At 67.8% G+C, this 21,210-nt stretch carries 19 protein-coding genes; 6 read left to right on the forward strand and 13 right to left on the reverse strand.

Annotated elements, in window-relative coordinates:
• Window positions 1-310: 310 nt before the first annotated feature.
• Both der and C7I84_RS08235 read right to left on the reverse strand, forming a co-directional pair.
• Entirely contained in the window at window positions 311-1,741 is a 1,431-nt protein-coding gene (der, locus tag C7I84_RS08230; RefSeq protein ID WP_106771682.1) for a ribosome biogenesis GTPase Der, read from the reverse strand.
• A 4-nt stretch (window positions 1,742-1,745) separates the two neighbouring features.
• Window positions 1,746-2,408 carry a tetratricopeptide repeat protein gene (locus tag C7I84_RS08235; RefSeq protein WP_106771683.1) on the reverse strand — a complete coding sequence of 221 codons (663 nt, stop codon included), beginning with the start codon at window positions 2,406-2,408 and terminating at the stop codon, window positions 1,746-1,748.
• A gap of 204 nt (window positions 2,409-2,612) precedes the next feature.
• On the opposite strand from C7I84_RS08235, the gene C7I84_RS08240 reads away from it, so the two are divergent.
• Window positions 2,613-3,608, forward strand: coding sequence for a polysaccharide deacetylase family protein (locus tag C7I84_RS08240; protein ID WP_106771684.1), 996 nt, complete (start codon window positions 2,613-2,615; stop codon window positions 3,606-3,608).
• Between the two features lie 49 nt (window positions 3,609-3,657).
• On the opposite strand, the gene sbmA is transcribed toward C7I84_RS08240, so the two are convergent.
• The 3 genes from sbmA to C7I84_RS08255 all read right to left on the reverse strand — a co-directional run bounded on the left by sbmA (window position 3,658) and on the right by C7I84_RS08255 (window position 6,650).
• The gene (gene sbmA / locus C7I84_RS08245) at window positions 3,658-4,932 is read right to left on the reverse strand and encodes a peptide antibiotic transporter SbmA (protein ID WP_106771790.1); all 1,275 of its coding nucleotides are present in this window, start codon (window positions 4,930-4,932) and stop codon (window positions 3,658-3,660) included.
• Between the two features lie 157 nt (window positions 4,933-5,089).
• The gene (locus tag C7I84_RS08250; protein WP_425351314.1) at window positions 5,090-6,256 is read right to left on the reverse strand and encodes a YbfB/YjiJ family MFS transporter; all 1,167 of its coding nucleotides are present in this window, start codon (window positions 6,254-6,256) and stop codon (window positions 5,090-5,092) included.
• Between the two features lie 199 nt (window positions 6,257-6,455).
• The gene (locus tag C7I84_RS08255; protein ID WP_106771685.1) at window positions 6,456-6,650 is read right to left on the reverse strand and encodes a hypothetical protein; all 195 of its coding nucleotides are present in this window, start codon (window positions 6,648-6,650) and stop codon (window positions 6,456-6,458) included.
• A 101-nt stretch (window positions 6,651-6,751) separates the two neighbouring features.
• Here C7I84_RS08255 and C7I84_RS08260 point away from each other — a divergent pair, with 101 nt between their 5' ends.
• Together C7I84_RS08260 and C7I84_RS08265 are read left to right on the forward strand one after the other, a co-directional pair.
• Window positions 6,752-7,663: a LysR substrate-binding domain-containing protein gene (locus C7I84_RS08260; RefSeq protein ID WP_106771686.1), complete on the forward strand. Its 912-nt coding sequence runs from the start codon at window positions 6,752-6,754 to the stop codon at window positions 7,661-7,663.
• Window positions 7,664-7,743: 80 nt separating this feature from the next.
• Window positions 7,744-9,000: an aminopeptidase gene (locus C7I84_RS08265; protein WP_106771687.1), complete on the forward strand. Its 1,257-nt coding sequence runs from the start codon at window positions 7,744-7,746 to the stop codon at window positions 8,998-9,000.
• Window positions 9,001-9,002: 2 nt separating this feature from the next.
• On the opposite strand, the gene C7I84_RS08270 is transcribed toward C7I84_RS08265, so the two are convergent.
• The 3 genes from C7I84_RS08270 to C7I84_RS08280 all read right to left on the reverse strand — a co-directional run bounded on the left by C7I84_RS08270 (window position 9,003) and on the right by C7I84_RS08280 (window position 10,270).
• Window positions 9,003-9,497 (reverse strand): GNAT family N-acetyltransferase, encoded by a 495-nt coding sequence (locus tag C7I84_RS08270; protein WP_106771688.1) that lies wholly within the window; start codon window positions 9,495-9,497, stop codon window positions 9,003-9,005.
• Window positions 9,497-9,775 carry a type II toxin-antitoxin system TacA family antitoxin gene (locus C7I84_RS08275; protein ID WP_106771792.1) on the reverse strand — a complete coding sequence of 93 codons (279 nt, stop codon included), beginning with the start codon at window positions 9,773-9,775 and terminating at the stop codon, window positions 9,497-9,499. Before C7I84_RS08275 ends, C7I84_RS08270 begins: the two co-directional genes overlap by 1 nt.
• A gap of 144 nt (window positions 9,776-9,919) precedes the next feature.
• A complete protein-coding gene (locus C7I84_RS08280; protein WP_106771689.1) occupies window positions 9,920-10,270 on the reverse strand; it encodes an ArsC family reductase in 351 nt (116 codons plus the stop codon).
• 206 nt (window positions 10,271-10,476) lie between these two features.
• Here C7I84_RS08280 and C7I84_RS08285 point away from each other — a divergent pair, with 206 nt between their 5' ends.
• From C7I84_RS08285 to C7I84_RS08295, 3 genes are all read left to right on the forward strand, one after another.
• Window positions 10,477-11,448: a Bug family tripartite tricarboxylate transporter substrate binding protein gene (locus tag C7I84_RS08285; protein WP_106771690.1), complete on the forward strand. Its 972-nt coding sequence runs from the start codon at window positions 10,477-10,479 to the stop codon at window positions 11,446-11,448.
• 478 nt (window positions 11,449-11,926) lie between these two features.
• On the forward strand, window positions 11,927-12,427 hold the full coding sequence (locus C7I84_RS08290; protein ID WP_106771691.1) for a tripartite tricarboxylate transporter TctB family protein: 501 nt from the start codon (window positions 11,927-11,929) through the stop codon (window positions 12,425-12,427).
• 3 nt (window positions 12,428-12,430) lie between these two features.
• Complete coding sequence (locus tag C7I84_RS08295; RefSeq protein ID WP_106771692.1) at window positions 12,431-13,954, forward strand: tripartite tricarboxylate transporter permease; 1,524 nt, start codon at window positions 12,431-12,433, stop codon at window positions 13,952-13,954.
• Between the two features lie 130 nt (window positions 13,955-14,084).
• Here the strand turns inward: C7I84_RS08295 and C7I84_RS08300 are convergent, their stop codons facing one another.
• From C7I84_RS08300 to glnT, 5 genes are all read right to left on the reverse strand, one after another.
• Window positions 14,085-14,720 carry a sarcosine oxidase subunit gamma gene (locus tag C7I84_RS08300; RefSeq protein ID WP_106771693.1) on the reverse strand — a complete coding sequence of 212 codons (636 nt, stop codon included), beginning with the start codon at window positions 14,718-14,720 and terminating at the stop codon, window positions 14,085-14,087.
• Complete coding sequence (locus C7I84_RS08305; RefSeq protein ID WP_106771694.1) at window positions 14,713-17,751, reverse strand: sarcosine oxidase subunit alpha family protein; 3,039 nt, start codon at window positions 17,749-17,751, stop codon at window positions 14,713-14,715. The genes C7I84_RS08300 and C7I84_RS08305 overlap by 8 nt, the downstream gene beginning before the upstream one ends.
• Before the next feature lie 420 nt (window positions 17,752-18,171).
• Window positions 18,172-18,468, reverse strand: coding sequence for a sarcosine oxidase subunit delta (locus C7I84_RS08310; RefSeq protein ID WP_106771695.1), 297 nt, complete (start codon window positions 18,466-18,468; stop codon window positions 18,172-18,174).
• A 10-nt stretch (window positions 18,469-18,478) separates the two neighbouring features.
• Window positions 18,479-19,732: a sarcosine oxidase subunit beta family protein gene (locus tag C7I84_RS08315; protein WP_106771696.1), complete on the reverse strand. Its 1,254-nt coding sequence runs from the start codon at window positions 19,730-19,732 to the stop codon at window positions 18,479-18,481.
• A gap of 28 nt (window positions 19,733-19,760) precedes the next feature.
• Window positions 19,761-21,101, reverse strand: a complete 1,341-nt coding sequence (gene glnT, locus C7I84_RS08320; protein ID WP_106771697.1) for a type III glutamate--ammonia ligase — start codon at window positions 21,099-21,101, stop codon at window positions 19,761-19,763.
• Window positions 21,102-21,210 lie beyond the last annotated feature (109 nt).

The raw sequence follows: 21,210 nt of genomic DNA on the forward strand, positions 1-21,210 counted from the left end.
GGCAACGGCAAACCGTCGCGACACAAGATGTCGAAACAAGACTGACTCTCCAGGACGCAACAGCAACCCACCGGAGAGCGAGAGTGATGCATTAACCTTGATGGACGGTTAACAGGCGGGGTGAGGCGGGAATGAGGCGGCTGCCAGCCGCAACGATCCCTCCCCCTCGAGGGGAGGGTGGCCGCGAAGCGGCCGGGTGGGGTCATCGCGGCCGTACTCGACGCAAGGCAGCGTTGGAGTACGGCCGCGATGACCCCACCCGCCTCGCTTCGCTCGGCACCCTCCCCTCAAGGGGGAGGGATCGCCGCAGTCACCGCTTCTTCGCCTTCCCGGCGTAGGGATTGTCGGATGCCCTGAGCGCGATGCGGATCGGCACGCCCGGCATGTCGAAGGACTCGCGCAGGCTGTTCGACAGATAACGCACATAGGACTGCGGCATCGCGTCGGGCCGCGAGCAGGAGACGACGAAGCCCGGCGGGCGCGCCTTCACCTGGGTGATGTATTTCACCTTGAGCCGGCGCCCCGCCACGGCGGGTGGCGGGTGGTGCGCCAGGATGCCCTCCAGCCAGCGGTTGAGACGCCCGGTGGAGACGCGGCTGTTCCAGACGCGGTGCGTCTCGACCACCGCTTCCATCAGCTTGTCCAGCCCGCGGCCGGTCTCGGCCGAGATCGGCACGGCGCGCAGCCCGCGCACCTGCGGCAGGAGCCGCTCCGTCTTCTCGCGCAGTTCGGCGAGCGTCGCCTGCGGCGTGTCGATCAGGTCCCATTTGTTGAAGGCGATCACCAGCGCCCTGCCCTCGCGGATGATCAGGTCGGCGATCTGCAGATCCTGCTTCTCGAACGGGATGGTGGCATCGAAGACGATGACCACGACTTCGGCGAACTTGATGGCGCGCAGGCCGTCGGCGACCGAGAGCTTCTCCAGCTTCTCCTGCACCTTGGCCTTGCGGCGCATGCCGGCCGTGTCGAACAGTTTTATCCTGCGGCCGCGCCAGTCCCAGTCGACCGAGATCGAGTCGCGTGTGATGCCGGCCTCAGGGCCGGTCAACAGCCGCTCCTCGCCGATCAGCGTGTTGATCAGCGTCGACTTTCCGGCGTTGGGCCGGCCGACCACGGCGATCCGCAGCGGCTTCGTCTCGTCATAGGCAGGCTCGTGATCCGCGTCGGCCTCGGAAATGTCCTCGCCGACCAGCACGTCGCTCTCGGCCGGCAGGTCGTCTTCCTCGTCGTCCGGAAAGCAGCGCGCCTCGCCGAGCGCCTCGACGATGGCGTCGCGCAGGTCGGGCATGCCCTGGCCGTGCTCGGCCGAGATCGGGATCGGCTCGCCGAGGCCCGCCTCCCACGCCTCCAGCGTGCCGCCTTCGGAGGCACGCGATTCCGACTTGTTGGCGGCCAGCACCACCGGCTTGCCGGATTTTCGCACGATATCGGCGAAGGCCTTGTCGTCGGGCAGCAGGCCGGCGCGGGCGTCGACCATGAAGATCACCAGGTCGGCCTCGCGGATGGCGATCTCCGTCTGCTCGCGCATGCGGCCCTGCAAGGTGTGCGGCGCCGCCGTCTCGAACCCGGCCGTGTCGATGACGTCGAAGGAAAGGTCGTAGAGTTTCGCCGGATGGATGCGCCGGTCGCGCGTCACGCCCGGCGTGTCGTCGACCAGCGCCAGCTTCTTGCCGGCCAGCCGGTTGAACAGGGTCGACTTGCCGACATTCGGCCGGCCGATGATGGCTACCTTGAAGCTCATGGCCCTAGGAAGCGCCGGAGCCGCGGATCAGCTCGGACATCATCGAGGCGCGGTCGCGCAGGCCGCGCGGCGCCGCCTCGTCGTTGACGATCTGCTCGAAGAAGGCGAGCGCGTCCTTGCCCCTGCCCTCCTTCCAGGCCGACAGGCCGAGCGCCTCGCGCGCCGAATGGCGCAACGTGTTGGTGTCGGCGGCGAGCACCTCGACGCGCGTCGAGACATCCTGGTAGGAGCCGGTGTCGACGAGGATGTAGCCGGCGCGCAGCTTGGCCATGTCGCGGATCACCTGCGGGATCGACGTGTCGGCCGCCACCTTGTCGAACTCGGCCACCGCGCCGGCGAGGTCGCCCTTGTCGGCAAGCACCGTGGCGGCGCGCATTCGGGCGAGCAGCGGATAGGCGCCGTAGCCGTCAGTCTCGAGCGCACGCAATTCGGTCAGCGCCTCGTCCGGCTTGCCGCTGCCGGCGAGCGTGAGCGCCTGCGAGAACCGGTCGCCGGAAGCGTTCGCCCGGGTCTCGACCCAGTATTGGTAGCCGACATACGCGGCGGTCCCAAGCACGACGACAACCGCGACCGCGATCGCCGCGGGACCAAAACGGTTCCACAGCGCCTTCGCCTGCTCCTGGCGGATCTCCTGATTGACTTCGCGGATAAAGCTGTCGTCCGACATCGTTCCAAAAACCGTTTTCGCCGCCGGGGCGACCTGGAACCGCCTTGTAGCGGAATTTTGTCGGCATGGAAGGGGCGCGCCCCAGAATCGGGCTTTTGCGCGCTGCGGTGGGGTTCACATGTTGGTTGGGGACCCTGGACGCATTCCCAACCGTGCCACAATCATGGCATAGCTGGCATCTTTGTACCTTGTCCACGAGTGCCGATGTCCCTTTATCCGCGCGTCGCCGCCGCCCTGACAGCCTGCCTGATCGCCTTCCCGGCAGCCGCGGAAAACCTCCCGGCAAAGCCGCGGCAGGTGGTGATCGTCTCCTTCGACGGCGCCAACGACATCGCCCAGTGGCAGCGCAGCCGCTCGCTCGCCGCGGTCACCGGCGCGCGCTTCACCTATTTCCTCTCCTGCGTCTTCCTGCTGACGCGCGACACGCGCGGCCTCTACCAGGCGCCCGGCGAGAAGGCCGGACGCTCCAATGTCGGCTTCGCGCCGTCGACCTCCGACGTCGCGGCGCGGCTCGACCAGATCCGGCTGGCGCGCAACGAAGGCCACGAGATCGCCAGCCACGGCTGCGGCCATTTCGACGGCGCCAAATGGAGTGCCGCCGACTGGCGACGCGAATTCGCTTCCTTCTCTACCATCCTGCGCGACGCCTGGCGCATCAACGGCCTCGCCGGCGAGCCGCAGGGGTGGCGGCACTTCGCCGAGACCGAGGTGAAGGGTTTTCGCGCGCCTTACCTGTCAACCGGTCGCCATCTTGACCAGGCGCTCGCCGAAGCCGGCTTCGCCTACGACGCGTCGGGCGTGTCGCGCGGGCCGGCCGAGCCGGTGCGCAAGGGCGGGCTGCTCGCCTTCGCCCTGCCGCAGATCCCGGAAGGCCCGGCCGGCCGCAAGGTGATCGCCATGGACTACAACCTCTATGTCCGCCATTCCGGCGGTTTCGAGAGGGGCGACGAGACCGGCGCATTCGAGGAGCGCACGGTGAAGGCGCTGCTCGCCGCCTTCGACAAGGAATATCGCGGCGACCGCACCCCGCTGCAGGTCGGCTTCCATTTCACGCTGATGAACGGCGGCGCCTACTGGCGCGCGCTGGAACGCTTTGCCCGTGACGTCTGCACGCGGCCGGACGTCGACTGCATCAGCTATGCCGACTTCGTGGCGCGGCAGACGGAGAAGGACAAGCCGGCGGGCGGCGTCGGCGGCTGACGACGCCTACGCTGCATCTCAAGCTTGTGATCCCGGTCGGCCCGTCGCCTCATTCGGCGCCGGCCGCCTCCTGGCCGAGCTTGGCCCGGTGTTCGAGATAAAGCTGGTCGATGTCGGGCAGCGGCTCGCCGCGGAGCGTTGCCTCGAAGGCACGCAGGCGCTTGTGCACCGATTGCAGCTCGACGATGGTCGACCAGGAATTGAGCAGGAACTGCAGCGACGACGTCACGCGCCCGAAGGCGTTCGATATCTGGTTGAGCGGTCCGAACGTGATCTTGTGCGCGACCAGCGAGGGCCCGAGGATGATGAAGGAGAAGATGTTGTCGGCCTGCAAATAGGTGTAGCGGACGACATTGAAGTAGACGTAGTGGGCATAGAGGCGGAAATAGTTCCGGCGCACATTGCCGAACAGCTCGGTGGTGGTCGCCGGCTGGGCACGGTCGGCGTGATCCTCGCCATAGACCAGCTCCTTGCGGTACGCCGCCTCGACACGCTGGTTGCGGAACTGCAGGCCCGGCAGCTTGATGCCGGCGAGCATGACGGACAGCGTCCCGAACAGGCACCAGCCAAGCGCAGCCACGAGGAGCGGATGCGGCACCGCCCCGATGATCGGCAGTTCGCTGATGTGTTTCTCCAATTCGAGCATCACCGGAACGAAGGCGATCAGCGTCATGATGGACGTCACGAAGCTGGATCCCAGATCCTCCATGATCTGCGAAAAGCGCATCGTGTCTTCCTGGATACGCTGCGAGGCGCCTTCGATGTGGCGAAGCTTGCCCCAATTCTCCATGAAGTAGTCGTTCATGGCCGTGCGCCAGCGGAATATCCAATGCTGGACGACGAAGGCATTGACGACGGAGACGTTCATGCCGATCAGCGCCAGCCAGGCGAAGCTGGATGCACCCGCGTAGAACTCCGCATTGGTAGACTGGCGCGTCCCGGCCATCAGGCCCTGGACGTAGTCGAAGAATGGCCCGTACCAGTTGTTCACCGCCACGCTGACCTGAACGTTGAAGTAGAGCAGGAAAAGGATGACGGAGGTGACGAGGATGGACCATTCCAGCCAGGGATGGGGCGAAAACCAGCGCCAGAAGGCATAGAAAATCAGGGCGCCGGCGATAAAATACAGATAAAACCATATGAAAGGCGTCGACCAGAACACGCTGATGCCGATGATCGGCGGCGCGTCGGGCGCGGCCGGCGGCAGACCGAAAAGCCCGCCAAGGCGCGCGCCGCCCAGATACCACAGAGCAATCAGCACCGCGCTCCACAGGACGGCCGAGAGAAAGAACAGCTTCGGCCGCGGGAAGAAGGATACGAACACGTTGGCGGTTTCCTTGGGCGGGGCGCGGGAGCGCATGGTTGGACGGCCGCCGTCACCCGGCATTTCGCCCGAGCGGCGGCGTCTGGCGGCATGAAGTCACAGTTCGGCGCGAAAGAGAATGCGCGCCGGTCGCCATTTCCGCGCAGGAAGAAGCAAATTATGGCGATTTTGCCGTGCCACGCGACATCAGGCTCGCCAACCCCGCCGCAAGCAGCGCCACGGCCGCCAAAACCGAGGCCAGGACGAAGTCGCCGGTCCGCTCGGCGATGAAGCCGGCGGCGATCGGCCCGAGGATCTGGCCGATGCCGAAGGCGGCGGTCATCACCGCCAGCACGCGGCGCGGCGACGCAGGCGCCAGCTCGCGGCCGGCCTGCAGGCCGAGCGCGGTGAGGCCGACGAAGGTGCCGCCGAGCAGAACGCCGCCCAGCAGCGGGCCGGTCCAGCCGCCGAGGCCGACGCTGGCCGCCACGCCCAGGGCCTCGACCAGGCAGCCGAGCACGAAGGCGGCGGCCAGACCGATGCGGCGCGCCACCGCGTTCCACAGGAAGACCGACGGCAGGGCGGCGAGCCCGGTCACCAGCCAGACGCCGGTCTCGAACAGGCGCCCGCCGCCGCCGTCCCGCACGATGGCTATCAGGAAGGTCGCCGTCACGATGTAGCCGAAGCCGAACAGCCCGTAGGCGAGGATGGTGAAGACGATCGGCCGCCCGCCCGACAGCGGCGGCTCGCGGCGGATGCTGCCACCTGTGGCGACGGGCCCGCGGTCGATGACAAGGCCAGCAACCGCGATACCGGCTGCCGACAGTGCCGCCGCGCCGAGCCAGCCCGCCTGCCAGCCGGCATGGACGCCGATCAGCCCCGCCATCATGACCGAGGAGGCGACGATGCCGAGACCGACGCCGGCGAAGTGGAAGGCCTGCAGATCGTCGCGACCGCCCGCCGCAAGATGGCTGAAGACGATGCCGGTGGTGAAGATCATGACGAAGGCGCTGGCCAGACCCGCGAGGAAGCGCAGCACGATGAAGGCGAGGACGCCGGTGCCGACCGCCATCGCGGCCGACAGCAGCGCGTTGGCGACCAGGCCGGCGATCATGATCGTCCGCTCCCGTCCCTGCGCCCAATTCCCGCCCGCCGCCACGGCACCGAGGAGATAGCCGAGAAAGTTGGCCGAGGCGATCAGTCCTGCATCGCGTGCCGACAGCCCGACCTCCTCCATCATGCCGGGCAGGATCGGCGTGTAGACGAAGCGGCCGATGCCCATGGCCACCGCCATCGCCACCATGCCGGCAAGGGCAAGTCGGAGCGGTGGCAGCGGTGCGAGCATGGCCGGCAGGATAGGTTTGCTGCGCCGCAACACAACAGGCTTCGATTGGGCCAGTCCCCGGGAGACATGTCGCCTCCGTCGCGTCGCGGCATGTCAAACCGGGCCGGTCAGCATTCGCCGATCCATGCGCGTCGATCCGGAGCAGCGATCGTGCGTGCCGGGCACGAGCCGGCCGGACGCCGCCGGGATGCAGGCAGGATCAGCCCTCGGCGAATCCCCGGGGCAGCCGATAGCAGCGGTCGAACGGCAGGTCGGCGAGCTCGCGCGGCGACATCGCCGCCAGGACCGGGTGGGCGATCGGATCGCGCCGCCAGTCCTCATCCCCAGCGAATTCCGGTTCCGCCGGCTCGAAGAGGATGCGGCCGACCGCTGGTATCCTTGAGAAAAACTTCATCTCGGCTCTCCTGCGAAGCCTTTCACGTTCCGCCATTCTGATCCAAGATGGCATTTCCGCAATCCAGAATGCGGATAGGCGCCATTAGAGAATCTAAACCCATGCCGCTCAATTCCGTGCATCTCAACGGGCTTCGCGCCGTCGAAGCGGTGGCGCGGCGCGGATCGCTGCAGAAGGCGGCCGAGGAGCTCGGCGTGTCGGCGAGCGCGGTGAGCCAGCAGATCGGCCGCACCGAGGCGCGGATCGGCCAGGCGGTGTTCGAGCGTTCGCCGACCGGCCTGCAGCCGACCGCCTTCGGCCGCGAGTTCACGGCGCGGCTGACCGCCGGCTTCCGCGAGCTGGAAGGCGCCGTCGCCCTGGCCGAGCGGGCGAAGGCCTGCGTGCTCGCCGTGTCGGTGGCGCCCGCCTTCGCCTCGAAATGGCTGCTGCCGCGGCTGTCGCGCCACTTCACCCGCTATCCCGAGGTGATCCTGCGCATCGACGCCTCGACGAAACTGGTCGACATCGACCACTCCGACATCGACATCGCCATCCGCATGGGCGACGGCACCTGGCCCGGCGCGCACTCCGAGCTGCTGATCGCGCAGGAGATCTTTCCCGTCTGCGCCCCGGCAGTCGCGGCGACGCTGAAGACGCCCGCCGACCTCGCCGGGGCCTGGGAGATCACCGACGAGAATGCGATGTTCACCTGGGAACAATGGTTCCGGGCGGCCGGCGCCGAGCCGGTGACGATGCATCGCGGCGCCCGCTTCACCGATCCGATGCTCTGCCTCGAATCGGCGATCGCCGGCCACGGCGTGACGCTCGCCTGGCAATTGCTCGCCGCCGACGCGCTTGCGGACGGCCGGCTGGTCGCGCCCTTCGGCGTGCGCGCCACCAGCGGCCTCGGCTACTGGCTGGTCTCCTCGCAGTCGGAGCGGGAGCAGCGCAAGGTGACGCAGTTCAAGGCCTGGATCCGCGAGGAGATCGAGCAGACGATCCGCCAGTTCGGGCCGCTGGTCTGCGCGCAGTGAGCATGGCTTTTGGCGTGGAATGGCACCCGACACTGCCCTATCTAGGAAGGCCCGATCCCGATTCTGAAGGTATTTTCTCCATGACCTCGCATCCCGGCTCGCTTTCCGCCTCGATCGATCCAGAAAAACTCGACCGGCTGGCCGAGGTGGCGGTTAAGATCGGCCTGCAGCTTCAGGCGGGGCAGGATCTGGTGCTGACGGCGCCGATGGCGGCGCTGCCGCTGGTGCGCCGCATCGCCGCGCATGCCTACGAGGCCGGCGCCGGGCTGGTCACGCCGATCTTCGCCGACGAGGAGATCACGCTGGCGCGCTATCGCCATGCCGCGGATGCCAGCTTCGACAAGGCGCCGGGCTGGCTCTACGACGGCATCGCCAAGGCGTTCGACGCCAACACGGCGCGGCTCGCCATTGTCGGCGACAATCCGATGCTGCTGTCCGGCGAGGACCCGGCCTTGGTGGCGCGCGCCAACAAGGCGAACTCGCTCGCCTACAAGCCGGCGCTGGAGAAGATCGCCGGCTTCGACATCAACTGGAACATCGTCGCCTATCCCGGCCCGTCCTGGGCGAAGCTGGTGTTCCCGGACGACGCAGAGGACGTCGCCGTCGCCAAGCTGGCCGACGCCATCTTCGCGGCGTCGCGAGTGGACGTCGACGATCCGGTCGCCGCCTGGCGCGAGCACAATGCGACGCTGGCCGAGCGCACCGCCTGGCTGAACGGCGAGCGCTTCGACGCGCTGCACTATACCGGGCCCGGCACCGACCTCACCATCGGGCTCGCCGACGGGCACGAGTGGAACGGCGGCGCCTCGACCGCCAGGAACGGCATCACCTGCAATCCCAACATCCCGACCGAGGAGGTGTTCACCACGCCGCATGCGCGCCGCGTCGAGGGTTTTGTCGCCAGCACGAAACCGCTGTCGCACCAGGGCACGCTGATCGACAACATCCAGGTGCGCTTCGAGCAGGGCCGGATCGTCGAGGCGAAGGCCTCGCGCGGCGAGGAGGTGCTGAACAAGGTGCTCGACACCGACGAGGGCGCCCGCCGGCTGGGCGAAGTGGCGCTGGTGCCGCATTCCTCGCCGATCTCGAAGAGCGGGCTTTTGTTCTACAACACGCTGTTCGACGAGAACGCCGCCAGCCACATCGCGCTCGGCCAGTGCTACGCGAAATGCTTCGTCGACGGCGACAAGCTCCCGCCCGACCAGATCGCCGCGCAGGGCGGCAATCGGAGCTTGATCCACATCGACTGGATGATCGGCTCCGATCGGATCGACATCGACGGCCTGCGCGCCGACGGCACGAGGGTGCCGGTGATGCGCAAGGGCGAATGGGCGTAAGCCTATTTATCCTGCGCTGCGGTCATGCCCTTCAACGACAGGACCAGGGTCATCGGGTTGGCCGGTGACGCAGTGAAGCCGTATCGCTCATAAAACGCCTTGGCTTCGCCGGAAATCGCGTGGACCAGCACGCCGCGAATGCCGACGATCATCGCGGCCTGAGCGACGCGCACCACCGCATCCTGCAACAAGGCGACGCCGATGCCCCTCCCCTGCCAGTTCGCATCGACGGCCAGCCGACCGAGAACGGCCATCGGAATCGGATCCGGCATGTTCCGCCGCAGCGAGCCGGTCGCTTCGGCCAGCGCGAGCGCGCCGGACGACAGGCAGTAGTAGCCGACCACGCGCTGGTCTTCGGCCACGACATAGGTGCGCGAAGCCCCGCTCAGCTGATTGGCGCGCGCCCGCCGCCGCAGCCACTGGTCGAGCGCGCCGTTGCCGCTGTCGAAGGAGTCCAGGTCGTGCGCGTCGGCCAGCAGCGACGGCGCGGACAGCATCACGCTTTCCAGGGTTTTGGCGCATTCATCAGCCGGGCAAAGCCTGCCCCGCCGGGCGGCTGGTCCAGGATTGCCAGGTAGCGGCTGTAGCTCTCAGCATCGACCTTGACGAGCGTCTGGTCGAGCAGCGTATCCTCGGCGGCACGATAGGCCGCGTCGATCATGAAATCCGAGCGCGTCTTGCCGCGGATTTTAGCAGCGCGGTCGATCACCGCGCGCACGTCCTCGCGCATGCGCAGGTTGACGGCGCGGGCGTGGGCTGCGGACTTGGCCATGATCATGCTCCTTCCTGTCCATAATGCACGCATACACATTGTGTATCAAGCCAGCGATGGCAATATCTCCAGCCGTGTCGAGTGCTTCGCCGTGAGCGCCTCGCCGAGCGCTTTGCCGGGAGCCTTGGATAGTCAGGGGCTCTGGACTCAGCCCGCCAAGACCTGCGCATACACCTCCGGCTTGAAGCCGACGGTCAGCTTTCCGTCGACGTCCAGCACCGGACGCTTGACCATGGTCGGCTGCCTGAGCATCAGCGCCGCCGCCTTTGCGGCATCGAGGTTCTCCTTCTCCGCGGCCGGCAGCTCGCGGAAGGTGGTGCTGCCCTTGTTGAGCAGCTTTTCCCAGCCGACCTGCCCGATCCAGCGGTCGAGCGTCTTCGCGTCGAGGCCGTCCACCCGATAGTCGTGGAAGCGATAGGCGTGTCCGTGGCCGTCGAGCCAGGTCCACGCCTTCTTCATCGTGTCGCAGGTCTTGATGCCGTAGATGATCGTCGCCATCGGTCCTCTTCCCGGTCGAATCGGCGGTTTCCCGCGCCTTATAGCAAGCTGCGCGCGATCCGGCCGCCCGGCGGACGTCCCCTCCAAGACCGGCGCGGAGACGCCGGCGGCGGGATTCCTTATTTCGCTTTACCGGGTGCGAGCCCGTTCTTTCTGTGGCAGAGTTCGCCCGAGGCACCGGAGGACGTGCCCTTGGAGGAGAACACATGCTGAGCAGACGCAGCCTTCTTTTGAGCGGCGCGGCGATCGGCGCCGCCGGTCTCGCCGGCTGGCAGACGCCCGCCTTCGCGCAGGCGCCGCAACTGAACATCTTCGTGCCGGCCGCCCCCGGTGGCGGCTGGGACCAGACGGCGCGCACCATGGACGAGGTGCTGCGCAAGGAAGGCCTGATCTCCGGCTCGCAGATCACCAATGTCGGCGGCGCCGGCGGCACGGTCGGCCTGCCGCAATTCGTCAACCAGTGGAAGGGCAAGGGCAATTCGCTGATGGTCGGCGGCATGGTGATGGTCGGCGCCATCATCGCCAACAAGGCGCCGGTCACGCTTGCCCAGACCACGCCGATCGCCCGCCTGACCGGCGAGTTTGAGGCGCTGGTGGTGCCCGCCGCCTCGCCGTTCAAGACCGCGCAGGACTTCGTCGCCGCGCTGAAGGCCGATCCCGGAAAAGTGCCGGTGGCCGGCGGCTCGGCCGGCGGCACCGACCACATCATGTTCGGCCTGATCGCCAAGGGCGCGGGCGTCGACCCGACGACGATCTCCTACGTGCCTTATGCCGGCGGCGGCGAGGCGCTGGCGGCCCTGCTCGGCAACCAGGTGGCGGCCGGCATCTCCGGCTACGGCGAGTTTTCCGAGCAGGTGGCGGCGGGCGCGCTCAGGCTGCTGGCGATCTCCGCCGGCGAGCGCCAGCAGGGCATCGACGCGCCGACGCTCAAGGAACAGGGCATCGACGTCGAGCTGTTCAACTGGCGCGGCGTGTTCGCCCCGCCCGAGGTCTCGGCCGAGGACAAGGACGCGATGATCAAGCTGGTCCAATCCATGGCCGACAGCGCTTCCTGGAAGGAGCAGCTCGGCAAGCGCAACTGGACGCCGATCCTGCTCACCGGCGACGACTTCGCAAAATTCCTCGCCGAGGATGCCGCGCGGGTCGAGGGCATCCTGAAGGATCTCGGCCTGGCGTAAAGGCGGAGCGGCCGGCGCTGCGGCCCCGCTCCCTTCCCGTCCTGAGCTTGTCGAAGGACGGGAAGAAGGTGCCGCAGGGGCGGATGGAGGACACCCATTCTGAAGGTTCCGCGCCTCATCCGCCTGCCGGCATCTTCTCTCTATGAGCAGCAGGGCAATCGCAGATGACGAGCAATGAGGGATTGCGCAACTTCTCACCCCCACCCCTAACCCCTCCCCACAAGGGGGAGGGGACTTTGCGGCCGCCGTGCGGAGCGAAATTGCCGACGATTGGCGTCTGGCGGAGCCGCAGCAATATCCCCCTCCCCCTTGTGGGGAGGGGTTAGGGGTGGGGGTAATCCCGCATACGATTGCCCTGCTGTCGACAGGGCGTAGATGCCGGACGCTGCGGCGCCCGCCGCCGAGTTGCTAACTGGCCAAGCCACTGCAACGTTGCAAGCCGGGCTCCGAAGAACAGAAACGCCAGGGGAAGAGCAGCATGTCCATCGAACAACCGCCCGCCCGCCCGCCATTCGCCCTGCCGGAGGCGACGATCGGGGTCGGCCTGCTGCTCGTGGCGGCCGTGGTGTTGTGGCAGACCGCGATAATGCCGGTCTCGCCGATGTATTCGAAGGTCGGGCCGACTGTCTTCCCCTACATGACCGCGTTCGGGCTGGCTCTGTTCGCGGTGTTGCTGATCATTCAGGCGTGGCGGGGCGGCTGGCAGCCGGACGACGAGAAGGAGGTGGCCGTCGACTGGCGCTCGACCGGCTTCGTCGCCGCGGGCCTGCTCGCCAACGTCCTGCTGATCAAGCCGCTCGGCTTCACCTTCGCCTCGACCGTGCTCTTCGTGCTGGTCACGCACGGCTTCGGCAGCCGCAAGCCGCTGCACAACGCGGCGATCGGCCTCGTCCTGTCGCTCGCCGCCTATTTCGGCTTCGCCAAGGCACTCGGCGTCAACATCGGCGCCGGCGTCATCGAACGGCTGCTCGGAGCCTGATGCATGGACACGCTGTCGCAACTCGCAAACGGCTTCGCCATCGCCTTCACTCCGATGAACCTGTTGTGGTGCCTGCTCGGCACCACGCTCGGCACGGCGATCGGCGTGCTGCCGGGCCTCGGGCCGGCGCTCACCATCGCGCTGCTTTTGCCGATCACCTTCCAGGTGCCGGCCGAGGCCTCCTTCATCCTGTTCGCCGGTATCTACTACGGCGCCATGTATGGCGGCTCGACCACCTCGATCCTGCTCAACACGCCCGGCGAGAGCGCCACCATCGTCACCGCGCTCGAGGGCAACAAGATGGCCCGCAACGGCCGCGCCGGCGCCGCACTCGCGACCTCGGCGATCGGCTCCTTCGTCGCCGGCACGATCGGCACCGCCGGCATCGCCTTCCTGGCGCCGGTGGTGGTCGGCCTGGCACTGGCCTTCGGGCCGGCCGAGTATTTTTCGCTGATGGTGCTCGCCTTCGTCATGGTCTCGGCGGTGCTCGGCTCCTCCTCGGTGCGCGGCCTGACCAGCCTGTTCATCGGCTTCTTCATCGGCATGGTCGGCATTGACCTGCAGACCGGCCAGGCGCGCTTCACCTTCGGCCTGCCGGAGCTGCTGGACGGCATCGACGTCATCATCGCCGCGGTCGGCCTGTTCGCCGTCGGCGAGACGCTCTACGTCGCAGCGCGGCGCTACACGGGCCGCGACGAGATCATCCCGCTGAAAGGCTCGCTCTACATGTCGGCGCAGGAATGGGGGCGCTCGTGGAAGGCGTGGTTCCGCGGCGCCCTCATCGGCTTCCCCATCGGCGCCATGCCGGCGGGCGGCGCTGAGATCCCGACCTTCCTGTCCTACGCCGTCGAAAAGAAGCTGTCGAAACACAAGGAGGAGTTCGGCACCACCGGCGCCATCGAGGGCGTCGCCGGGCCGGAAGCAGCCAACAACGCCTCGGCCGCCGGCGTGCTGGTGCCGATGCTCACCCTCGGCCTGCCGACCTCGGCGACCGCCGCGATCATGCTGTCGGCGTTCCAGAGCTACGGCATCAACCCCGGGCCGCTGCTGCTCACCACGCAGTCCAGCCTGGTCTGGGGGCTGATCGCCAGCCTGTTCATCGCCAACGTCATCCTGGTCATCCTCAACCTGCCGCTGATCGGGCTGTGGGTCAGGCTTCTCCGTATCCCCGCGCCGCAGCTCTATGCCGGCATCCTGGTGTTCGCTACGGTCGGCACCTACGGCATCTCGCAGTCACCCGTCGACCTGGTGCTGCTCTACGTTCTCGGCGCCATGGGCTTCCTGATGCGACGCTTCGACTTCCCAACGGCGCCCGTCATCATCGGCATGATCCTCGGACCGCTGGCGGAGCAGCAGTTCCGCCGCGCCATGACGATCTCCGCCGGCGACTGGTCGGTGTTCTACACGCACCCGCTGTCGCTGACGCTGCTGCTGCTTGCGCTGCTCGCCCTGCTCGCGCCGAAGATCTACAGCTTCATCCAGCATCGCCGCACGCGCGGGCCCGAGCATGTGCCGGGAGATGCGTGACATAAGATGCTGATTTGACCGGCGGGGCGTCCTCCGACGCCCGTTTCCGCCGGCAAGGCGCCGACGATATGGTGCGACACGACCGGGCGCCCCGCAAAAGCGCCGTCACATCGGCGAACGCACTGTATGTCTATGCGAAGACACCCGCCCGCGACGCGTCCACGCCGTATTCGGCGGCGGCATCCAGGATGGTGTGCCAAAGGCTGTCGGCGAAGCTGGTGAAGACGAGCAGGTGGTAGACCGGGCTGCCGTCGGCCGCATCCGCGGCGCGCCACAGGCCGACATTGGTGTGGTCGATCGATGTCGCCGCCGCTGTGCCCACCGGAAACGCCGTGTCGTGGAAGTCGAGCGACGAGACCTTGGCAAGCGCGTCGCGGACGCGCGCTCCTGATATCCGGATCAGGCAGCGGCCGCCCGACTGGTCGGACAGCGACGCTATTCCGGCAAAAACGCCGCGCAACGGAGCCAGTGGATCGGCCAGGCCGTCGGCGGAGGTCAACGCGAAGAACTGGTCGGGACCGGACCAGACCAGCGTGGCCTGCTTACCGAACAGCGCGGTCGGGCGGTCCGGCGCGGCGACGCCGTAATGCGTCTTTGCAGCCTTCGCCGTGTCGGCCCAGCGGCCGCGTCGCGCCATCACCTGGACCAGGCTGAAACCGGTCAGCTCGGCCAGAAAAACGCCGGCCTCGCCGGAGAGAACACCCTGTCGGCCCGGCACGAAAGCCTTCCGCAGCGGCGAGCCCACGCTCCACAGATAATCAGCCACGCTGGCGCCCTCCCTCGGGATCGTAGAAGACCGGGCTGCAGATTTCGACGTCCATGTCCTCGCCGCGCAGCGGGTCGTGGGCACGCACGATCTCGCCAAGACGCTCGCGGCCACGCTCGACCAGCCCCAGGCCGATCCACTGGCCGAGCATCGGCGAGAAGCAGACGGAGGTGACATAGCCCTGGTCGGTGTCGGGGCCGGGAATGGCGTCTTTCGGAACAATGTGCGCGCCGGAGCGCAGGCGGCTCGCCGGGTTCACAGGCTTGATGCCGACCACGACCTGCCGGTCGGGAGCGTTCAGCGCCTCGCGCCCGGCCATGGCGCGGCCGATAAAATCCTTCTTCTTCGAGGCCATCTTGCCGAGGCCGAGATCGCCGGCCGTCGTCGTGCCGTTAAGTTCGGGACCGGCGACATGGCCCTTCTCGATGCGCATGACGCCGAGCGCCTCGGTGCCGTAGGGCGTCACGCCGTATCGCTCGCCGGCCTGCATCAGATTGCGCGCCATCGCCTCGCCATACTGCGCCGGCACGCCGATCTCGAAGGCCAGTTCGCCGGAGAAGGAGATGCGGTAGAGCCGCGCCCGCATGCCGCCCCTCAGCGCCACCGCGCGCGCGCCCATGAACGGGAAAGCCTCGTTGGAAAGGTCTTCGGCAGGGTCGACCAGCTCGCGCAGCAGGTCGCGGGTCTTCGGCCCGGCGATCGAGAACTGCGCCCACTGGTCGGTGACCGAGGTCAGCTGTACGTCGAGCTCCGGCCACAGCACCTGCCGGCAGAATTCGAGATGCTGCATGACCGGGCCGGCCTTGGCGGTCGTGGTGGTGAGGAAATAGTGGTCCTCGGCCAGCCGCGCGGTGGTGCCGTCGTCCATGACGAGGCCATCCTCGCGCAGCATCAGGCCGTAGCGTGCCTTGCCAACGGCAAGCGTCGAGAAGGAATTGATGTAGACGCGGTCGAGGAAGATGCCGGCGTCGCGCCCCTGCACGTCGACCTTGCCGAGCGTGGAGACGTCACAGAAGCCGACGCCGCCGCGCACCGCCTTCACCTCGCGGTTGACCGAGTCCAGCCAGTCCTTCTCGCCTGGCAGCGGATACCATTGCGCGCGCTTCCACAGGCCGGTGTCGACGAAGACGGCGCCGCGCTCGGCGGCCCAGTGGTGCGACGGGGTCAGGCGCCAAGCGTGGAAATTCTCGTCGCGATGGTGGCCGGCGAGCGCGCCGATCGCCACCGGCGCATAGGGCGGCCGGTAGATGGTGGTGCCGGTGTCGGCGATGGCGCGGCCGGTCGCCTCGGCCATGATGGCGAGGCCGTTGACGTTGGAGAGCTTGCCCTGGTCCGTCGCCATGCCGAGCGTGGTGTAGCGCTTCAGGTGTTCGACGGATTCGAAACCCTCGCGCTGCGCCAGCGTCACGTCGGAAGCGGTCACGTCGTGCTGGAAGTCGACGAAAGCCTTGCCGCCCTTGACATGCCAGAGCGGCCTGATCGCGAAGGGCTCGTCGTCCGCCGTCGCGGCAGCGCCGGTTTCGCCCGAGAAGTCTGTGTCCGCGGCGGCCTGTGCTCCGGCGGCATGACCGTCGCGCAGGCATGCGCCGAGCGAAAGATCGCCATTGGCGGCCCCGGCCATCACCATGCCGGGCGGGCACTGACCGGGACCGAAAGCGGCGATGTCGTCGCGCCAGGCCGGGCGGCCGCGATGGAAGGAGGACAGCGCCACGTTGGGGTTCCAGCCGCCGGACATCGCCAGGCAGTCCGCCTCGATCTCGTGCCGGCCGCCGCTTGATGGCGCAACCACGACCTTGGAGACGCCGTCGACGCCGCCCTTCACATCCACGACCTGGCCGGCGATCAGCGGCACACCCGCGGCCGCCTCCCTGTACCGGTCGGGTGCAGCGCCGCGCGGGTCGACCACCGCGGCGACGTCGACGCCTGCCTGGCGCAGGGCCGCGACGGTGCGCCAGCCGTCGTCATTGTTGGTGAACAGCGCGATGCGTTTGCCCGGCAGGGCAGCGAAGCGGTTGAGATAGGTGCGCACGGCCGACGCCATCATCACACCGGGCTTGTCGTTGCCCGGAAAGACGATCGGCCGCTCCAGCGCACCGGCCGCCACCACGGCGCGCCTGGCGACGATACGCCAGACCCGCTGGCGCGGCTGGTGCTGGGGCGGCTCCGCGACATGGTCGTTGACGCGCTCGAGCGCGCCGTAGGTGCCGCCGTCATAGACGCCGAACACGGCGGTGCGGCTCATGATGCGGACGTTAGGCAGGCCGGAGAGCTCGCCGAGTGCCGCGGCCAGCCACTCGGCTGCCGGCTTGCCGTCGATCTCGCCGCCGTCGGAGAGCAGGCGGCCGCCGAGGCGGCTGTCCTCCTCGGCGAGGATGACGCGCGCGCCGGCTCTGGCCGCGGCAAGCGCGGCCGACAGGCCGGCCGGGCCGCTGCCCACCACCAGCACGTCGCAATGCGCCCACGCCTTCTCGTAGTGATCGGGATCGGCGACGCCCGCCGTCCTGCCGAGCCCGGCGGCGCGGCGGATCGCCGGCTCGTACAGCTTTTCCCAAAGTTTCGCCGGCCACATGAAGGTCTTGTAGTAGAAGCCGGCGACGAAGATCGGCGACAGCAGCGAGTTCACCGCCATGACGTCGTGGCGCAGCGATGGCCAGCGGTTCTGGCTCTGCGCGCTGAGCCCGTCATAAAGCTCGGTCGTGGTCGCCCGCGTATTGGCCTCGCGCCGCGCGCCGGTGCGCAGCTCGACCAGCGCGTTGGGCTCCTCCGCGCCGGCGGTCAGGATGCCGCGTGGCCGGTGATACTTGAACGAGCGGCCGACCAGTCTTACGCCGTTGGCCACCAGCGCCGAGGCGAGCGTGTCGCCGGCGAAGCCGGTCATGACCTTGCCGTCGAAGCTGAAGGACAGCGGTTCTGCGCGGTCGACTAGCCCGCCCGATGCGAGGCGATGCGACTGGGCGGTCGCCGATGCCGACGCAGCATGGCCGGAGGCGTCGACGCGCCGCAGCCGGTCGGTTTGCACGGCCTCAGCCATTGGGGAACTCCCTGCTTGAGGCGACAAGAGGCGTGCGCACCGAAGACCATGTCCGCCCCTCATCCGCCTGCGGGGACCTTCCCCCCGCCAGCGGCAGGGCAATCGCATATGGCAAACAGCGATGAATTTCGCCGCTTCGTGCCCCCACTCCTAATCCCTCCCCACAAGGGGGAGGGGGACTTTGTGGCTGCCATGTCGCACGAAACCGTCGACGATTGGCGCCTAGCGGAGAGGCCAGCAAGTCCCCCTCCCCCTTGTGGGGAGGGGTTAGGGGTGGGGGTGAACCCATATGCGATAGCCCTGCCGCGAGCGGAGAGAAGGGGCCCGGCCGCAACGGTGCCGCTTCCCTCTCCTCGTCCCGAGCTTGTCGAAGGATCGAGGGGAGAGGGCTGGGGTGGGGGGCAAAGCTCGTTGGTTGCATCATCCCGCCCTCGACGCTCCGGCACCCGGGGCTGGCCTGACGGCCTTGATCTCATGCGTGGTCGTGCTGCGGGTGACGGCCAGCCATGAGCGGCAGCCGCCGCCGTGATACCAGTGCTCGGTCATGTCGCCGGCAAGATTGTCGCGCAGGTAGACGTAGTCGAAAAAATCATCCTGCGCGGAGGGCAGCTCGCCGCCGTCGGCGGCAAAGCCGGCGGGCCGTTTCGGCGCGGCGTCGCCGAGATAGGTGAACTCGCCGAGCTCGCGCTCTCCGCAGAACGGGCAGGCTATGCGCATGGCGCTTCTCTCAATGCAGATTGGGTTGGGCGCCCTGGCCCTTCTCGTCGATCATGGCGCCACGGCGGAAGCGGTCGAGCCGGAAGCGCTTCGCCTCCTCGTGCGGCTCGTCGCGGGCGAGCAGATGGGCGAAGACCAGGCCGGAGGCCGGCGTCGCCTTGAAGCCGCCGTAACACCAGCCGGCATTGACGTAGAGGCCGTCGACCGGCGTCCGGTCGATGATCGGCGTGCCGTCCATCGACATGTCCATGATGCCGCCCCACTGGCGCAGCAGCCGCACCCGGCCGATCATCGGCATCAGCGCCATGCCGCCCTCGCAGACGTCCTCCATGACCGGCATGTTGCCGCGCTGGGCATAGGAGTTGTAGCCGTCGATGTCGCCGCCGAACACCAGGCCGCCCTTGTCAGACTGGCTGACGTAGAAATGGCCGGCGCCGAAGGTGATGACGCCGGGGATGAGCGGCTTGATCGCCTCGGAGACGAAGGCCTGCAGCACATGGCTCTCGATCGGCAGGCGCAGGCCGGCCATGGCCGCCACCCGCGAGCTGCTGCCGGCCACCGCCATGCCGACCTTGCCGGCGCCGATCGCGCCGCGCGTCGTCTCGACGCCGGTCACCTTGCCGTTCTGGTCGCGGGTGAAGCCGGTGACCTCGCAGTTCTGGATGATGTCGACGCCGAAGGAATCGGCGGCGCGCGCATAGCCCCACACCACGGCGTCGTGGCGGGCGGTGCCGGCGCGGCGCTGCAGCAGCCCGCCCATCACCGGGAAGCGGGCGTTGTCGTAGTTGAGGAACGGCAGCATCTTGCGGATCTGCACGGCGTCCAGCAGCTCCGCGTCGATGCCGTTGATGCGCATGACGTTGCCACGCCGCGCGAAGGCGTCGCGCTGCCCGTCGGAGTGGTAGAGGTTGATGATGCCGCGCTGGCTCACCATGGTGTTGTAGTTGAGGTCCTGCTCTTGGCGCTCCCACAGCTTCATCGACAGCTCGTAGAAGCCGGTATTGCCGGGAAGCATGTAGTTGGAGCGGATGATGGTGGTGTTGCGGCCGGCATTGCCGGAGCCGATCCAGCCCTTCTCCAGCACGGCGACGTTGCGGATGCCGTATTCCCTGGCCAGGAAATAGGCGGTCGCCAGCCCGTGGCCGCCGCCGCCGATTATGACCACGTCGTAGTGCTTCTTGGGCTCGGGATCGCGCCAGGCGCGCGTCCAGCCCTTGTGGCCGGAAAGCGCCGCCCTGGCGAGCGAGAAGATCGAATACCGCATTTGCCTCTTCCGGTCCTTGCCGGCAGCCTCAGACGTCGAGCGTGTTGTCGCGTTCCCACTGGGTGAAGTGCGACGCGAAGGCGTTCCACTCCTGGTGCTTCAGCCGCAGGAAGGCCTGCGAGAACTCCTCGCCCATGGCCGCCTTCAGCGACGTGTCCTTGTCGTATTCGCGCAGCGCGTCGAGCAGATTGAGCGGCAGCTTCGCGCCATGGCTGACGGTGTGGCCGTCCTTGTACATGTCGATGTCGCTGCGCGGGCCGGGATCGGCCTTCGAGCGGATGCCGTCCAGGCCGGCGGCGATGATGACGGCCTGCATCAGATACGGGTTGGCGGCGCCGTCGGGCAGGCGCAGCTCGAAGCGGCCGGGGCCGGGCACGCGCACCATGTGGGTGCGGTTGTTGCCGGTCCAGGTCACCGTGTTCGGCGCCCAGGTGGCGCCGGAGACGGTGCGCGGCGCGTTGATGCGCTTGTAGGAATTGACGGTCGGGTTGGTGATGGCGGCGAGCGCGGAGGCGTGCTTCATGATGCCGCCGAGGAAGTGGCGGCCCTGCTCGGACAGGCCGAGCTCCATGTTCTTATCTGCGAAGGCATTGGTCTTGCCGGCGAGATCCCACACCGAGATGTGGGCATGGCAGCCATTGCCGGTCAGCCCCTGGAACGGTTTCGGCATGAAGGTGGCGCGCAGGCCATGCTTCTCGGCGATCGACTTCACCATGAACTTGAAGAAGGAGTGCTTGTCGGCGGTCGCCAGCACGTTGTCGAAGGCCCAGTTCATCTCGAACTGGCCGTTCGCGTCCTCATGGTCGTTCTGGTAGGGCTCCCAGCCGAGACCCAGCATGCCGTCGCAGATCTCGGCGATCACGTCGTAGCGGCGCATCACCGCCTGCTGGTCGTAGCAGGATTTTGCCGCCGTGTCGTATTCGTCGGAGATCTGCTTGCCGTCCGGCGTAGTCAGGAAGAATTCCGGCTCGACGCCGGTCTTCACCGACATGCCGAGCTCTGCCGCCTCGGCGACCAGCCGCTTCAGCGTGTTGCGCGGCGCCTGGGCGACGCTCTTGCCTTCCATCAGGCAGTCCGAGGCGAGCCACGCGACGTCCGGCTTCCACGGCAGCTGGATGACCGAGGCCGGGTCCGGCACGGCGAGCATGTCCGGATGCGCAGGGGTCAGGTCGAGCCAGGTGGCGAAGCCGGCGAAACCCGCGCCGTCCTGCTGCATGTCCGCGATCGCCTGCGCCGGCACCAGCTTGGCGCGCTGGCCGCCGAACAGGTCGGTATAGGAGATCATGAAATATTTGACGCCGCGCGCCTTGGCGAATTCCCGAAGATCGCCCACCTCGGCGTTCACCTTCGTTTCGACCGTCTTGTTCATTGCCGTTCCCCTGTCTGGCGCCGGGACAGTTCCTGTTGTCCGCCGCGCCTCCTTCCGATTGCCGGTTTCTCCCGGGGCTTTCCCCGCGAATGCGCTGGGCACGGTTTAC

This window comes from Kumtagia ephedrae, assembly GCF_003012745.1.
GTDB lineage: Bacteria > Pseudomonadota > Alphaproteobacteria > Rhizobiales > Rhizobiaceae > Kumtagia > Kumtagia ephedrae.